Genomic DNA, 15,365 nt, shown 5'->3' on the forward strand with positions numbered 1-15,365 from the left:
GATGCGTATCGGCTCCGTTTCATCCGGCCACAAACACGCGCAACGGCGCTTTCCGCTTCGCTGGCCAGTGCTGATCATTGCCTCGGTTCTGGTTCTGCTGCTTGTGGTTCAAGGCTTTCTCAGCATTGCAAAGCCTACGGAATGGTTGCGCATTTTCATCGCGCCCGATCTTGACGATCCGCGCCATGTGATCGGTTTCTACAGTTTTCTGCCGCGCCTTGCGGTGGGGCTTCTGGTGGGTGGGGTGTTGGGGTTGGGCGGTGCCGTTTTCCAGACGGTACTGCGCAATCCGTTGGCAGAGCCGGGCCTGCTCGGCGTTGCATCCGGTGCACAGATCGCCCTCGCTTTGGCGCTGGTTTTTGCACCCGGTCTGTGGACCGTCGGCAGCGAGCCCATCGCGCTTGGCGGAGCTGCTGTGGCGCTCGGTATTTCCCTGCTGGTTGCTTCGGCAGGGCGGTTCTCATCCACGACCGTCGTGCTGGCTGGGTTGATGGTGGGGCTCTATTGCAACGCTGTTTTCAGCCTGCTTGTCCTGTTCAATCATGATTATCTGATCAATCTTCTGACCTGGCAGGCAGGCTCCCTGCAACAGGATGGATGGGAGGTCTTCCTCTATCTTCTGCCGCGTCTGCTGCCATTGGCTGTGCTGATTTTGCTGTTGCAGCGACCGCTCAACCTCCTGTCGTTGGGCGATGGTCAGGCCAAGGGGCTGGGTGTGTCCCCGGCCTTCATGCGGCTGGTCCTGCTGGCTGCCGCTGCGGCGATGGCTGCAATCGTCACCAGCAGCCTCGGGCTGATCGGGATGGTCGGGCTTGCTGCTCCCAATCTGGCGCGCGCTTTTGCACCGGGCTATGACGGGCGGCGTCTGGGATGGTCGGCCATTCTGGGTGCACTGTTGCTCGTGGGCATTGATCAGCTTTTGCGGGCAATCACGCCCTTTGTCGGAAATATTCCGGCGGGCGCTGCTGCAGGTCTTTTCACCGGGCCCGTCTTGGTGATCCTCGCAACGCGTGTGCGGCTTGGCAGCGCGCCGCAAATCGGAGAACCGGCATCGGAAATCAACGCTCTCAAGCATCCTGGAAGAGCGCTGCTAATGCTTTGCGGTCTATGCATCGTGAGTGCAGCTTTGTCATTTCTGGTGACGAAGAACGCGCAAGGCTGGGCTTTCAGCCTGCCCGATGTGTCGGACATGGCGGCGAGCTTCTGGCGTGTCCCGCGCATTTTTGCGGCGGCTGGTGCTGGCGTGTGTCTGGCTGTTGCAGGGGTGATCCTGCAGGGCACATTGAGAAACCCGATGGCGAGCCCCGATCTGTTGGGTATCGGCTATGGTGCAGGCGTCGGTCTGGCTGTCGCGGTGCTGTTTCTGCCCAACTCCGGTGGCATGTCCAAACTGGTGGTCGCCTCCATAGGTGCATTTGCCGTTCTGGCGGCGATTGCGCTGATCGGCAAGCGCATGGCGTTTCAGCCGGAGCGGGTTCTGCTGGTGGGGGTCGGTCTTGGCAGTGCTTTCCACGCCTTGATGATTCTGCTTCTCGCCAGCGGTAACCCGCGTGTGGCCGGGCTTTTGAACTGGTATTCCGGGTCCATGGGCAATGTCGGCAGCAGCGACGCCATTCTGGTTTGTGTCTGTGCGCTGATCGTCTTTCTGGCAGCCGCGCTTCTGAAACGCCCGCTTGAAATCTTTCCGCTTGGCGATACCACCACCCGCGCCATCGGATTGAAGGTGCCGCAAAGCCGTGGGATTTTGCTGCTGATAGCCGGTGTGGCGACGACAGCCGCGACACTGACTGTCGGTCCCATCAGTTTCATCGGGCTGATGGTTCCGCATTTTGTGTCGCTGCTTGGCTTTCGCACCATCGGGGTTCGCTTGACCGCAGCGGCGCTGGTTGGCGCGCTGATGTTGATCTTCGCCGATTGGCTGGGGCGCAATATCGCCTACCCATGGCCGATGTCGCCGGGTCTCATCGCGTCTCTGGTGGGCGGTATCTGGTTCCTCTGGCTGCTTTATCGCAGGAAAGGGATCGTCAGCTAGACGCCTGTTTGGGGGCGATGCGAAGCACGCGCCATCCCAGCAGCGTAAAGCTGATCGACATCACCAGATTGATGATGTTGAAGAAGCAAAAGGCCGCATAGGCGGTGGTGCTGACCCCAAGCGCTGCGGCCATATAAGCACCGCAGCTGTTCCATGGTATCAACGGAGAGGTCACGGTTGCGCTGTCGCCGAGCACGCGGGACAGGAGGGCAGGCGCCAGCCCGCGATTGGCAAAGGCCTGTTTGAACATGCGTCCCGGCAGGGCAATCGAAATATACTGATCGGACGTGACCACATTTGTCAGCACGGCGGTTCCTGCAACGGTGCTGACCAGACCGGCATCGGATTTGGTACGGCGGATCATTGGGCCGATCAGGCGATTGAGAATGCCCGCATGTTCGATCACCGCGCCGAAGGCGAGTGCGGTGATGATAAGCCAAATGGTTGTCATCATGCTGGCCATGCCGCCTCGGCTGAGGATGATGTCGATATCGTGGTCACCAACGGAACTCGTATAGCCGGTGGCAAGCGCCAACCATGCGCCCTTCAACAACGCGAGCGCGCTGGGCAGCGTGGCGTCATTGGCAAAAGCGATCACGCGCTGCGGGTCCATGACGACGCCTTGCACCGCTCCGGCCAGAGCGCCGCTGAAGATCGCAACAACGGGAGAAACTCGCGCGACCGACAGCACGAAGACCAGCAGCAGCGGCAGGAACGCCCAGAGAGAAACCTGTATCTGGCTGTCGATCTTTGTGAGCAGAGAACTGGCGTCAAAATCGTTCTGCTCGCCCAAAAGGCCAAACAGCACAATCGCCAGAAGCAAGGAGGGGATCGATACCCAGAGCGATTCCCTGATGTGGTCGAATACTTCCGAACCGGCGGATGCCGCCGCCAGATTGACTGTATCGGATAGCGGTGATGCCTTGTCGCCGAAATAAGCGCCGGAAATGACCGCTCCCGCCGTAATGGCCGGTGATAGCTCCATATGGGCCGCGACACCCATCAGGCCGATGCCGATGGTGCCCGCGACAGTCCAGGAACTGCCGATGCTGAATGCAACAGCGGCGCAAACGACGGCTGTGGTTGCATAGAAATAATCGGGATTGAGAAGTTTCAACCCGTAATAGACCATGGAAATGATTGTGCCGCTGAGCGCCCATGTGCCGATCAATGCGCCGACCGCCATCAGGATGAGAATGGCCGGTAAGCCGGCTGAAATCCCGTCGACGACGGATGCGCGGACAGCAGACCATGGCGATCCGTTCTTGTAGGCGACGCCTGCTGCGATCATGCCGCAGATTGCAAGGGCGATCTGGTTTGGGCCGGACGAAGCTTCCTCCCCAAACAGATAATAGGAGAGGGCCAGAAAGACGATGAGCGCGATGCAAGGCACCAGAGCATCCAGCATGGATGGAGGACGGACGCCAATTGTTGAACCCTGTTCGCTTTCGCTCACGTCATGGTCTCCCCGATAGCGAATTGAGTGTAGGCTCAAGTGTAAATAAAGAAAACTCCGATCTTTCATCAAAGATCGGAGTTTCAATACTTAATTCAATGCCATGTTAGTTCTGAAAAGCCCGCGCTGATGATCGTGCCCTTCTTGCCGTCGACAATAGCGGGAATGTCAGCCAGCGTGCCGATGACGGTTGAGTGCCCACATCCTGGCGGTTGGCCGCGCGCTAAAGCAGAAGTACGTTTTATCAATATGGTTTTATTAAAAAAATTCGGGTGGTCTGCCTTGATGCGAGCATCAAGGCAGACCACCCGTCTTCGAGACAGACGCTTTCGATATCAGCGGTTGCGGAACTGTGGCGGGCGCTTTTCGGCGAAAGCGTTCATGCCCTCGCGACGGTCGTCCAGTGCGAAGGTTGAATAGAGCAGGCGGCGCTCGACATAAATGCCTTCCTGCAGATGGGTCTCGTAGGCCTTGTTGACTGCTTCCTTGGCCAGTTGCACGACGGGTCGGGAATAAGCGGCAACCTTGGCGGCGAGCTTCACCGCCTCTTGCACCTGCGACCCCGCCGGAACGACGCGGCTCACCAATCCCATGCTTTGGGCTTCCGCTGCTGAAAGCGCGCGGCCACTCAGAATCATATCCATCGCCACGGCTTTGCCGACGATACGGGTCAGGCGCTGTGTGCCGCCGGCGCCGGGAATAATGCCGATAGAGGTTTCCGGCAGCGCAAAACGCGCGGTTTCGGAAGCGATAATCATGTCGCACATCATGGCGATCTCGCAGCCGCCGCCGATGGCGTGGCCGGAAACGGCGGCAATCGTCGGCTTTCGTACCCGCGCCAACCCCTCCCAAGTCGAGGTGATGAGCTGCTCCTCATAGACTTCGGCGAATGTCTTGTCCTTGATTTCCTTGATGTCTGCTCCGGCGGCAAAGGCCCTGTCCGAGCCGGTTATGACGATGGCGCCGATGGCCGCATCGGTATCGAAAGCGGCCGCAGCTTCGGAAAGCTCGGCGGTCAGCTGGCGGTTCAGCGCATTCAGCGCTTCCGGGCGGTTCAATGTGATGATGCCGACCTGTCCTTCGACGGTGACAAGGATATTTTCATAAGACATGAGAACCTCTTGGCAAGCTCAGGCGATGCGGACCAGAATTTTGCCCATGCGGGCCGGATCTTCGAGTTGGGCAAAGGCGTCGGGCACATTTTCCAGCGTGACGGTGCTGTGGATCAGCGGCTTAAAACCGCCCGTCTCCCAGGCGCGGATCAGGCGACCGAACTCTTCCATGCTGCCCATGGTTGAGCCGTCAATAGAGATCTGGCGCACAAACAGGCGCTGTAGATCGGCGGAAGGATGAGCGCCTGTCGTCGCGCCACAGGTGACGAGGTGGCCGCCGCGCGCAGCACTGCGCAGGCTTGCGCCCCATGTCCGCTCGCCGACATTGTCGATCACGAGATCGGCCCCTTCGCCGCCGGTCAGGCGCAGAACAGTTTTCGGTACATCCTCGTTACGATAGTCGATGACCTCGACGCCGAGATTGCGAAAATGGGTGAGCTTGTCATCGCCGGATGTGGTGACGATGACGCGAGCGCCAGCCATGCGGGCAAGCTGCATGGCCGCATAGGCAACGCCGCCGCCCGCACCCTGGATCAACACCACGCTGCCGGGGCCTGTTGGTGCTTTGCCGAACACCATGCGCCATGCTGTCAGATAGGCGACGCCGAGGACGGCGGCCTGATCGATATCCGCTTTGTTGCTGATCTTGACCAGAGATCGCGCCGGAAGGACCACTTCTTCAGCAAAAGTTCCATGGCGGTGCTCGCCGAGAATGCGCGCCGAATGGCAAAGCGGCTGGTCTCCGGCAAGGCAGGGACGGCAGGTGCCACAAAATTCGTAAGGATAGAGTATGACGCGGTCGCCTGCGGTCAAGCTGCTGTCCTGCGGGGCTTCAAGCACTTCGCCCACACCATCGACACCCATGATCAGTGGGAGGTCATGGGTAATGCCCGCGCCATTGTCCCGCATATAAAGATCGACGCGATTGACCGAGGCGGCAAGCATCCGCACCCGCGCAAAGCCCGGTGGGCAAGCTGGGCTCGGCATATCCATATAGGCGACGCCAGCTGCGCCGCGCTCTTTCAAAACAATGGCTTTCATGATCGATCCTTCCGCCAAAGAAGGTAAATATATTTACTCAATTTATCAAGCTTCTTTCACCATAACGTCTAAATATCGGCTTTAAAAGCCTGTTGCTTCAAATGGCATATGGGTATAAATGACAATATATTGCCATACATGGGAGGATATCATGGCTATGGATTCCGATACGCTGGCGCAATTTCTGGATACGCTGCGCCGTTTCGTTGATGACAGGCTGATCCCGGCGGAGGCTGAAGTGGCCGAAGCCGACGCCATCCCGGCGGATGTTCTAAGCGAGATGCGGGAGATGGGCCTGTTTGGCCTGACCGCGCCGGAGGAGTTCGGCGGCCTGGGGCTCACGATGGAGGAGGAGGTCCTGGTCATGTTTGAGCTGGGGCGTGCCGCGCCTGCGTTCCGCTCGATCTTCGCCACCAATGTCGGCATCGGTATGCAGGGCATCGCCATTGATGGTACCGATGAGCAGAAGGCAAAATACCTGCCGCTTCTCGCCTCCGGCGAGTTGACCGGTTCCTTTGCGCTGACCGAGCCGGATGTTGGTTCGGACGCGGCTGCGGTCAAGACGACGGCGCGCAGGGATGGGGATTTCTATGTGCTGAATGGCACCAAGCGTTTCATTACCAATGCGCCGCATGCGGGTCTGTTCACGGTGATGGCGCGGACCGATCCGACCCAGAAAGGTGCGGCGGGCGTGTCGGCCTTTGCTGTTGAGCGCGGTACGCCCGGCCTCTCTACTGGCAAGCCGGAAAAGAAGATGGGCCAGCAAGGCGCGCATGTCTGTGATGTGATTTTCGAGGATTGCCGGGTTCCGGCTTCCGCTTTGATAGGCGGTGTCGAGGGGCAGGGCTTCAAAACGGCCATGAAAGTGCTCGACAAGGGGCGTCTGCATATCGCTGCTGCCTGCGTTGGTCTGTCGGACCGCATCATCAACGATATGCTGGATTATGCGGTGGGCCGCCGCCAGTTTGGCAAACCTCTGTCGGACTTCCAGCTTTTGCAGGCGATGTTCGCGGATTCAAAGGCGGATGCCTATGCGGCGCGCTGCATGGTGCTGGATGCGGCGCGCAAGCGCGACGCAAAGCAGAATGTCAGTGTCGAGGCGTCCTGCGCAAAGATGTTTGCCTCGGAGGCTGTGGGGCGCATTGCCGACCGCAATGTGCAGGTGCATGGCGGCAACGGCTATATTCGTGAATATCGCGCCGAGCAGCTTTACCGCGATGCGCGTCTGTTCCGTATCTATGAAGGCACGACGCAAATCCAGCAGATCGTTATCGCCAAGGCGCTTGTTGCAGGCGCGAAAGAGCGGGCCGGTCTGTAACCCTGATGCAGAAGGCGGCGGATTGATCTGCCGCCTTTATTCTATTCGGCAGCGTCTTCGGTTGAGGTCGCTTCGGGGTCAATGGCTTTGAAATTGTGCAGCATCTTGTCGAGGTAATGCAGCATGTGGATCTTGTCCTCGGTCGAGAATCCGTCCAGCGCTTCCTCGTAATAGCCGGTGATGACGGGGCGCATATTTTCGTCCCAGAGGCTAAGGCCCTTTTCAGTCAGCCGGATGAGGCGCGAGCGATTATCGGTTTCCGAAACGGCGCGCTCGATATAGCCGAGACTTTCCAGTCGTGACAGGACGCCCGCCAGATTTTGACGGCTGACTAGCAGGAAGGTGGCGAGATCGCCCACCGCGACGCCATTTTCAAAATTCGTACGCGTCAGCGCGCCGAGTACAGCCCATTGCTGAGTGGTGATTCCATATTCTTCGAGCGCGCGCGTGCCCGTTTTATGCAGCATGTTGGCGCACTGATACATCCGGAAGAACAGCCGGTTGCTGAGACCTAGCGACAGGTCGGTAAATTTAGCGCGCTCTTTTGTGGTCTTTGTCATGTTTTCCGCTTCGGTTGTCGGCGACAGAGTGTACGTCCTTCGACTTTAGGTCAAGAGAGTGTGACATATAAAATAACGTAAATATATTGACATAAATTTTCGCTGGCTGTAACTATTTCAAATGGGAGTTTGATCCGAGGTTCGGGGCAGGATGCGGCGATATATACGCGTTTAACGTTTGTTATAAGGCGTTTCGTTGTTGATCTGTTATATGGAAGGAGGACGCCATGCGTGGCCTAAAAGGTAAAGTAGTTGTCGTAACTGGCGGCGGCGGCGGGATTGGATCAGCCACTTGCCTGCGTTTCGCCGAAGAAGGTGCACGCGTTGTCGTTGCAGATATCAGCGCGGATGCAGCCGCCAGGGTGGTGGATACGATCACGGCCAAGGGCGGCGATGCTACGGCAATGATCGTGGACCTGACGAATTTCGACGCGACGGGTGCGGCAGTAGCCAAGCTTGAGGCCGAATATGGTCCGGTCGATGTGCTGGTCAACAATGCAGGTTGGGATCTGTTCATACCCTTCCTCAAGTCCGAGCCGGACTATTGGGCAAAGATCATCGACATCAATCTGCGCGCTGTTTTGAACATCACCAAGCCGGTTTTGGCCTCGATGGTGGCGCGTGGCAATGGCGGTCGTGTCGTGTCGATTGGCTCAGATGCGGGTCGCGGCGGCTCGTCGGGTGAGTCAGTTTATTCGGCATGCAAGGCCGGTGTGATCGCTTTCATGAAAACGCTGGCGCGCGAGCATTCGCGCAACAACATCACCTTCAACACCGTCTGCCCCGGCGTGACCGAGACAGCCATGCTGGAAAACTTCATGGAAGCGGCGGGCGACAAGGAAAAGCTGCGCACTGCCTTTGCCAAGGCGGTGCCGCTTGGTCGTCTTGGTCGCCCGGATGATCTGCCCGGCGCGATTGTATTCCTGTCGAGTGACGATGCGGCTTTCATCACGGGTCAGACGATCAGCGTCTCCGGCGGCCTGACGATGCACGGCTGAATGAGGAGGAGGAAGCCATGACTGAATATACCGATATTCTCTATGAGGTTCGCGGCGGTGCGGCATGGATCACCATCAACCGCCCCGACAAGTACAACGCCTTTCGCGGTCATACGATTGACGAGCTGATTCATGCTTTCCAGAAGGCAGGCTGGGACAAGTCCATTGGCGCCATCGTGCTGACGGGCGCTGGTGACAAGGCGTTTTGCACCGGCGGCGATCAGTCGGCTCATGACGGGCAATATGACGGTCGCGGCGTGATCGGCCTGCCGGTCGACGAGCTGCAATGCCTGATCCGCGATGTGCCGAAGCCGGTGATCGCCCGCGTCAACGGTTTTGCCATTGGCGGCGGCAATGTTCTCGCCACGGTTTGCGATCTGACTATCGCGTCCGACAAGGCGCAGTTCGGACAGGTTGGCCCGAAGGTCGGTTCCGTCGATCCGGGGTTCGGGACCGCTTATCTCGCCCGCGTTATCGGTGAAAAGCGCGCCCGCGAAATCTGGTATCTGAACAAGCGCTATACTGCGCAGCAGGCGCTGGAATGGGGCCTTGCCAATGCGGTCGTCCCGCATGAAGAGCTGGATGCGGAAGTGGATCGCTGGGTGGCCGAACTGATGGAGCGCTCGCCGACCGCTCTGGCGCTCGCCAAGCTGTCGTTCAACGCGGACAGCGAAAACATCCGGGGCATCGGTGCGCTCGGTATGCGCGCTCTGTCGCTCTATTACGATACCGAAGAAAGCAAGGAAGGTGGCGTCGCCTTCCGCGAAAAGCGCAAGCCCGATTTCCGCAAATTCGCGAAATAAGCCGCCCAGCTAAGACCGGTCGGCGCGCCTGTTGCAAGGCGCGCCGCATATCCGGCGCAGACAACAAACATATGCAGACGTCTATCTGGGAGGAGGGACCAATGCTGTGCATTTCAGTGCCTCATAAGCGCTTTTGCGCCTCCTCGCTGACGTCAGGGTCAGTGAGGTAGCCATGTATCCGACCATTTTTGATACCGAAGAGATCAACGCACTGCGCGACCTCGCCCGTAAGTTTGCAAGGGACCGTCTCGCGCCGGGCTATCAGGCGCGGGAAAAATCCGGCGCCTTCGGCCCGGAACTGGTCCGCGAAATGGGCAGCCTTGGCCTGATCGCCCCTGAGCTGCCGGAAGAATTCGGCGGTCTCGGTTCCGGTGCGCTCTATTCAGGCGTCATCATCGAGGAAATTGCCCGCGGCGATTTCAACATGGGCTATATCAATGTGCTCGCCTCGCTGAACGGGCAGATATTGGCCAAATTCGCCAATCCCGAGATCAAGCGCGAATGGCTGCCGAAACTCATCGCAGGCGAATTGATGCTTGCCATTGCGCTGACCGAACCGCGTGGCGGATCGGATGCGGCCAATCTTGGCCTCAAGATGGAGCGCGACGGTGATCATTACGTCATCAACGGTGAAAAGACGTCGATCTCCGCAGCTGATCAGGCCAAGGGCGCAGTGGTGTTTGCCCGCACCGGCAAGCCGGAAGACAAGGCGCGGGGCATCTCGGCCATTTTCGTGCCGATGGATCTACCCGGCATTTCCACCACGCGTTTTGTCGATGTCGGTCAGCATGCGATCGGGCGCGGCTCGATCTTCTTCGACAATGTGCGGGTGCCGGTGGATCATCTGCTCGGCGAAGAGGGCAAGGGCTTCGTGCAGGTCATGCAGGGCTTCGATTTCTCGCGCTCGCTGATCGGCCTGCAATGTCTTGGCACGGCGCGCCAGTCGCTGGATGAAGCGTGGGATTATATAAAGGAACGCAAGGCCTTCGACAAGCCGCTGGCGACATTTCAGGGGATCACACATCAGCTTGCCGATTTTGACACCAAGGTGGAGGCTGCGCGGCTTCTGTCGCTCAATGCGCTGTGGCTCAAGGATCAGGGCATGCCGCATGTGGCCGAGGCTGCCATGGCCAAGTGGTGGCCGCCGCTTCTGGCTTATGAGGCAATCCATGCCTGCCTGCTGATCCACGGCCATGCGGCCTATTCCAACGAACTGCCGTTCGAGCAGCGCCTGCGCGATGTGCTCGGTCTGCAGATCGGCGATGGCACCGCACATATCATGAAAAACATCATCGCACGCGAACGTGCGGGAAGGGCCGCTGTCAGCGGCTGACATTGCGCCGACAATGAGTGGGAGGAGGAAACCATGAAATTCGACGCTGTGCTGATCGAGCCACGCCGCGCGAAAATGGAGGCCGAAGGCTTCTGGCCGGGCAAGACATTGCTGGACTATTTCGAAGACTGCCTTGAAGCCAAGCCTGATGCGCTGGCGATGACGAGCATTGCCGTATCTTCGGGCGCACGACGCGACCTGAGCTGGAAGCAGATGGAAGATTTGTCCTGGCGCGCAGCGGAGGGGTTGCGGCGCCTGGGATTAGGCAAGGACGATGTTCTGGCTTGCCAGTTGCCCAATTCATGGGAGTTTGTCGTTCTCTATATCGCGTGCCGTCGTCTCGGCATCGTCTTCAATCCGGTCATGCCGATCTTCCGCGAGCACGAGTTGCGCTTCATGCTGAAGCACGGTGAGGTAAAGGCCTTTGTTGTACCGAAGGTGTTCCGCGATTTCGACCATGAAGCCATGGCCGCAGGTTTGCGCCCCGATCTGCCGGATTTGCAGCATGTGATCGTGGCGGGCGGAGCAGGCGACAATAGTTTCGACGCACTGCTGATGGACCCTGCATTCGATAATGCGCCGGGTCTGCGTGATTACTCCCTGACAGTGCGCGGCGACGCCAATGATGTCTGCCAGCTGATCTACACATCCGGCACGACGGGCGAGCCGAAAGGCGTGATGCACACCGCCAATACGATGTATTCCAATCTGGTTGCCTATGCCGCCCGACTTGGGCTTGGCACGGACGATATTGTCCTGATGGCTTCGCCGATGGCGCACCAGACCGGCTTTATGTACGGCTTCCTGATGCCGTTCATGCTGCAAGCGCGCATGGTCCTGCTCGATCTCTGGGACAAGGCGCTGGCCGCAAGGGTGATTGCGGAAGAACGCGTGACCTTCACCATGGCCTCCACACCGTTCCTGATGGACTTGTCCACGGCGGTTGAGGACGGAGGCACGGATGCGTCTTCCCTGCGTATTTTCCTCTGCGCAGGGACAGCCATTCCGGGTCCGCTTGTCGAGCGTGGCAATCGCATTCTGGGCGCGAAGGTGATTTCCGCCTGGGGCATGACGGAAAACGGCGCGGTGACCGTTGTGCCGCCGGAAGACCCGGATGACCGTTCGGTGAATACTGACGGCCCGGCCTTGCCCGGCATGGAATTGCAGGTACGCGGGGCCGATGGCAAGCCTGCCCCGGCGGGGCATGAGGGCGAGCTTTTCGTGCGCGGCTGCTCGAATTTCGTCGGCTATCTGAAGCGCCCGCAATGGAACAATACCGATGCCGATGGCTGGTTCGATACGGGCGACATCGCGCGCATGGATGCGCAAGGCTATATCCGTATCTGCGGCCGTTCGAAGGATGTGATCATTCGCGGCGCGGAAAATATTCCAGTCGTTGAGGTGGAAGCGCTTCTCTACAAGCACCCCGCCGTGCAGCAGGTGGCCATTGTCGCTTATCCCGACGAGCGTCTGGGTGAACGCGCCTGCGCTTTCATCGTCGCGCGGTCTGGTCAGACGGTTGATTTCGACAGTATGATTTCGTTCCTTGGTGCGCAGCATCTGGCGCGCCAGTATTTCCCCGAGCGTCTGGAACTGCGTGACCGTCTGCCTGCGACGGCATCCGGCAAGATCCAGAAATTCGCGCTGCGCAACGAGTTGCGTGAAGAATATGAGAGGAACCGCAAGTGACCATCAACAGTGCCAACCGTATCGCCGGACCGCGTGTCGTCGTAACAGGTGCTGGAGGCCCGATGGGCCGCGCCATCATTCGACGGCTCGTCGCGGACGGTGCGCGGCAACTGGCACTGACCGATATTTCCGGCACAAGGCTTGGCGAAACAGCCACCCTGCTGGCGAAGGAATTTCCGGAACTGAATATCGTAACCTTGCGCGGCGACGTGACCGTGACGGCGGAAGCGGAGGCTTTCGCCGCGGAAACGCTCAAAGTCTTTGGCGGTATCGATGTGCTGGTGAACACGGTTGGCGGTATCCGTTCTTCGCAGCTTTACACACCCTTTCTGCAAATGGACGAGGCGCGGTTTCGCGCCACGCTGGACCTCAATCTGATGGGCAGTTTCCATCTGATCCGCGCCTTTGCGCCGGGCATGCTGAAGGGCGGGGTTGGACGGATCGTCAACTTCGCATCGGCGGTGAGGGCGGGCAGGCGGATTATGCGGCGGGCAAGGCGGCGATAGCCTCGCTCACGCGCAGTCTGGCGGAAGAATTTGCGCCCGCGATTACCGTCAATGCCGTTGCGCCGGGGCTGACGCGTACATCCGTCACGCAAACCATGCCTGCCGAAAACGCCGCGCGGCTGGTGTCGAGAGCCTATAACCGGCGTATGGCCGAGCCGGAGGAAATTGCCGAGGCGGTCGCCTATTTCGCTTCGGAGCCTGCCCGTTTTGTCACGGGCGAGATCATGGCCGTTTCCGGCGGCTTCCACCCTCATTTGTAAAGAGCCTATTCATGTCCGATCCGGTCCACCTGTCCATTGATGACGGCATTGCGTTGATCACCATCGATAACCCGCCCGTCAACGTCACATCACGTGCGGTGCGTGAAGGGCTGATGGCGGCACTGGACGGGGCACAGGCGGCGGGTGTCGGACGGGTTGTTCTGACCGGGGCGGGCAGGACTTTTGTGGCCGGGGCCGATGCGAAGGAATTTTCTGCGCCGCCGCAACCGCCGCATCTGCCGGATATTGTCAGCCGTATCGAGACTTTTCCGGTGCCGGTTGTCGCCGCTATCAACGGTACTGCACTCGGTGGCGGGTTGGAGCTGGCGTTGGCTTGCGCTGTGCGTATTGCGGCGCCGAAGGCAACGGTTGGTTTGCCGGAAGTAACGCTCGGCGTGGTGCCGGGCGCTGGCGGCACGCAACGCCTGCCGCGACTGGTTGGGCTGGAGAATGCGCTGTCGCTGATCTCCGAAGGCAAGGTGATCGGTGCCGCCGAGGCGGAAAAGATCGGCCTTGTCGATGCTTTGGCCGACAATCCGGTTGAAGCAGCGCGGCGCTATTCCTGGCTGGAACGCCCGGCGACCGGCGCATTGCGTGGCCCTGTGCTCAACAACGCTGCAATCGAAGCGGCCCGCAAGCAGGTGGCAAAACGCAGTCCGAATCAGATTGCTCCGCAAAAGGCCATCGATCTGATCGAGGCGTCATGCACGCTGCCTTTGAATGACGGGCTGGAGCAGGAGCGCGCCGTCTTTCTGGAGCTGAAGTCCAGCGATCAGGCGACTGCTTTGCGCCATGTCTTTTTCGCCGAGCGCGCGGCAATGGGACAGGGCAAGACTGGTGGCGCGGATATCGCCTCCGCGGTGGTGGTTGGAGGCGGCACGATGGGGGCAGGCATAGCCTATGCGTTGGCCGGTCTTGGCATCAATGTGGCGCTGGTCGAAACCGATGAAGCCGGCGCGGCGCGCGCCCGCGCCAATATCGCCAAGCTCTACGGCGAGGCGGTCGCGCGCGGAATATCCACACAGGAAAAGGTCGAAGCGGATCAGGCGGCGCGGTTCAGTTTCCATGTCGGCTATGATGCATTGCCCGCAGCCGATATTGCTATTGAGGCTGTGTTTGAGGATATCAACGTCAAGCGCGCAGTCTTTACCGCACTCGATGCTGCATTGCCGGAAACGACCATTCTGGCGACCAACACTTCCTATCTCGACGTCAATCACATTGCCGAAGTGGTGCGCAATCCGGCCCGCTTTCTGGGGCTGCATTTCTTCAGCCCCGCCCATGTGATGAAACTTCTGGAAGTGATCCGCGCCGATGACACCAGCCCGGAAACACTCGCGACCGCCTTGCGCCTCGCCGGGCGCATGAAGAAGATCCCCGTATTGGCCGGTGTTTACGATGGTTTCATCGGGAATCGCATTTTGACCCGTTATCGCCAGACCTGCGATATCATGCTGATCGAAGGGGCGTTGCCCGCTCAGATCGATGCCGCCATGCGCGGCTTTGGTATGGCGATGGGGCCATACGAGGTGCAGGATCTTTCCGGTCTCGACATTGCTTATGCCAACCGCGAGCGTCTCAGCTGGAAGACCAAAGCAGGCTTCCGTTACATTGCCATTGCTGACCGCATCGTGGATGAAACGGGTCGCCTCGGTCGCAAGACCAATGCGGGCTGGTACGATTACGAGGGCGGCAAGGCAACGCCTTCGGCGCTGATCGACGCCATCGTCATCGAAGAATCAAAGCGCGCCGGTATTGAGCGTCGCGCCTTCAGCGACGAGGAAATCGTTGCCCGCGCGACGGCGGCCATGGTCGAGGAAGGCTTCCGCATTCTGGAAGAAGGCATTGCTGCACGTTCCGCCGATATCGATCTGGTGATGATCTACGGCTATGCATTCCCGCGCTGGCGCGGCGGGCCGATGCGTTGGGCGGGACATGTCGGCTTGTCGGAAATAGCGCGACGCATTGCGGAATATGCGGCCAAAGACCCGGCCTCCTGGGGTGTGCCGAAACTGCTCGCGCGCGCCGCCACTGAGGGCAAAACACCCGAAGACCTTTAGAAAATGACCTCCCAAGCTTAGCCCTTCACAACGAAGCGTTTGGGCCTTCCGTCTCCGGCGGAAGGCTCACTTGTTTCTGCCATTCCGCGATAATTAAGATGAGCTGGAACGAACTGGCTTTTTATAGTCTATAAAAAATATAGAAATACTTTTCTTATCAGTCCGCGCCGCCCAATCTAGGGTTTGAGCCAGACTGT

General features: G+C 59.3%; 13 protein-coding genes. 9 read left to right on the top strand and 4 right to left on the bottom strand.

Annotated features, from left to right (window positions below):
* Position 1 precedes the first annotated feature (1 nt).
* Entirely contained in the window at positions 2-2,032 is a 2,031-nt protein-coding gene (fhuB, locus tag QBD01_RS15395; RefSeq protein WP_280993517.1) for a Fe(3+)-hydroxamate ABC transporter permease FhuB, read from the top strand.
* Here fhuB and QBD01_RS15400 read toward each other — a convergent pair.
* The 3 genes from QBD01_RS15400 to QBD01_RS15410 all read right to left on the bottom strand — a co-directional run bounded on the left by QBD01_RS15400 (position 2,025) and on the right by QBD01_RS15410 (position 5,641).
* Positions 2,025-3,488 carry a Na+/H+ antiporter NhaC family protein gene (locus tag QBD01_RS15400; RefSeq protein WP_280993518.1) on the bottom strand — a complete coding sequence of 488 codons (1,464 nt, stop codon included), beginning with the start codon at positions 3,486-3,488 and terminating at the stop codon, positions 2,025-2,027. The two genes, fhuB and QBD01_RS15400, sit on opposite strands and share 8 nt — an antisense overlap.
* Before the next feature lie 335 nt (positions 3,489-3,823).
* A complete protein-coding gene (locus QBD01_RS15405) occupies positions 3,824-4,600 on the bottom strand; it encodes an enoyl-CoA hydratase-related protein (RefSeq protein WP_280993519.1) in 777 nt (258 codons plus the stop codon).
* A gap of 18 nt (positions 4,601-4,618) precedes the next feature.
* On the bottom strand, positions 4,619-5,641 hold the full coding sequence (locus tag QBD01_RS15410; RefSeq protein WP_280993520.1) for a zinc-binding dehydrogenase: 1,023 nt from the start codon (positions 5,639-5,641) through the stop codon (positions 4,619-4,621).
* Between the two features lie 151 nt (positions 5,642-5,792).
* Here QBD01_RS15410 and QBD01_RS15415 point away from each other — a divergent pair, with 151 nt between their 5' ends.
* A complete protein-coding gene (locus QBD01_RS15415; protein WP_280993521.1) occupies positions 5,793-6,959 on the top strand; it encodes an acyl-CoA dehydrogenase family protein in 1,167 nt (388 codons plus the stop codon).
* A 41-nt stretch (positions 6,960-7,000) separates the two neighbouring features.
* On the opposite strand, the gene QBD01_RS15420 is transcribed toward QBD01_RS15415, so the two are convergent.
* On the bottom strand, positions 7,001-7,519 hold the full coding sequence (locus QBD01_RS15420; RefSeq protein WP_280993522.1) for a MarR family transcriptional regulator: 519 nt from the start codon (positions 7,517-7,519) through the stop codon (positions 7,001-7,003).
* 227 nt (positions 7,520-7,746) lie between these two features.
* Between QBD01_RS15420 and QBD01_RS15425 the strand changes: the two genes are divergently transcribed.
* The 7 genes from QBD01_RS15425 to QBD01_RS15455 all read left to right on the top strand — a co-directional run bounded on the left by QBD01_RS15425 (position 7,747) and on the right by QBD01_RS15455 (position 15,168).
* Positions 7,747-8,517: an SDR family NAD(P)-dependent oxidoreductase gene (locus QBD01_RS15425; RefSeq protein WP_280993523.1), complete on the top strand. Its 771-nt coding sequence runs from the start codon at positions 7,747-7,749 to the stop codon at positions 8,515-8,517.
* 17 nt (positions 8,518-8,534) lie between these two features.
* Positions 8,535-9,320, top strand: a complete 786-nt coding sequence (gene badI / locus QBD01_RS15430) for a 2-ketocyclohexanecarboxyl-CoA hydrolase (RefSeq protein WP_078338376.1) — start codon at positions 8,535-8,537, stop codon at positions 9,318-9,320.
* A gap of 172 nt (positions 9,321-9,492) precedes the next feature.
* Entirely contained in the window at positions 9,493-10,653 is a 1,161-nt protein-coding gene (aliB, locus tag QBD01_RS15435) for a cyclohexanecarboxyl-CoA dehydrogenase (RefSeq protein WP_280993524.1), read from the top strand.
* 33 nt (positions 10,654-10,686) lie between these two features.
* On the top strand, positions 10,687-12,342 hold the full coding sequence (gene aliA / locus QBD01_RS15440; RefSeq protein WP_280993525.1) for a cyclohexanecarboxylate-CoA ligase: 1,656 nt from the start codon (positions 10,687-10,689) through the stop codon (positions 12,340-12,342).
* Positions 12,339-12,848 carry an SDR family oxidoreductase gene (locus QBD01_RS15445; RefSeq protein ID WP_280993526.1) on the top strand — a complete coding sequence of 170 codons (510 nt, stop codon included), beginning with the start codon at positions 12,339-12,341 and terminating at the stop codon, positions 12,846-12,848. The genes aliA and QBD01_RS15445 overlap by 4 nt, the downstream gene beginning before the upstream one ends.
* Before the next feature lie 17 nt (positions 12,849-12,865).
* On the top strand, positions 12,866-13,108 hold the full coding sequence (locus QBD01_RS15450; protein ID WP_280993585.1) for an SDR family oxidoreductase: 243 nt from the start codon (positions 12,866-12,868) through the stop codon (positions 13,106-13,108).
* An 11-nt stretch (positions 13,109-13,119) separates the two neighbouring features.
* Positions 13,120-15,168, top strand: coding sequence for an FAD-dependent oxidoreductase (locus QBD01_RS15455; RefSeq protein WP_280993527.1), 2,049 nt, complete (start codon positions 13,120-13,122; stop codon positions 15,166-15,168).
* Positions 15,169-15,365 lie beyond the last annotated feature (197 nt).

The organism is Ochrobactrum sp. 19YEA23 (genome assembly GCF_029909865.1).
In the GTDB taxonomy this organism is placed as follows: domain Bacteria; phylum Pseudomonadota; class Alphaproteobacteria; order Rhizobiales; family Rhizobiaceae; genus Brucella; species Brucella gambitense.

Excerpts from the sequence above, each read along its gene's own strand:
- fhuB (WP_280993517.1), top strand. The coding sequence starts at position 2 with ATGCGTATCGGCTCCGTTTCATCCGGCCACAAACACGCGCAACGGCGC.
- QBD01_RS15405 (WP_280993519.1), bottom strand. The coding sequence starts at position 4,600 with ATGTCTTATGAAAATATCCTTGTCACCGTCGAAGGACAGGTCGGCATC.
- QBD01_RS15410 (WP_280993520.1), bottom strand. The coding sequence starts at position 5,641 with ATGAAAGCCATTGTTTTGAAAGAGCGCGGCGCAGCTGGCGTCGCCTAT.
- QBD01_RS15415 (WP_280993521.1), top strand. The coding sequence starts at position 5,793 with ATGGCTATGGATTCCGATACGCTGGCGCAATTTCTGGATACGCTGCGC.
- QBD01_RS15420 (WP_280993522.1), bottom strand. The coding sequence starts at position 7,519 with ATGACAAAGACCACAAAAGAGCGCGCTAAATTTACCGACCTGTCGCTA.
- QBD01_RS15425 (WP_280993523.1), top strand. The coding sequence starts at position 7,747 with ATGCGTGGCCTAAAAGGTAAAGTAGTTGTCGTAACTGGCGGCGGCGGC.
- badI (WP_078338376.1), top strand. The coding sequence starts at position 8,535 with ATGACTGAATATACCGATATTCTCTATGAGGTTCGCGGCGGTGCGGCA.
- aliB (WP_280993524.1), top strand. The coding sequence starts at position 9,493 with ATGTATCCGACCATTTTTGATACCGAAGAGATCAACGCACTGCGCGAC.
- aliA (WP_280993525.1), top strand. The coding sequence starts at position 10,687 with ATGAAATTCGACGCTGTGCTGATCGAGCCACGCCGCGCGAAAATGGAG.
- QBD01_RS15455 (WP_280993527.1), top strand. The coding sequence starts at position 13,120 with ATGTCCGATCCGGTCCACCTGTCCATTGATGACGGCATTGCGTTGATC.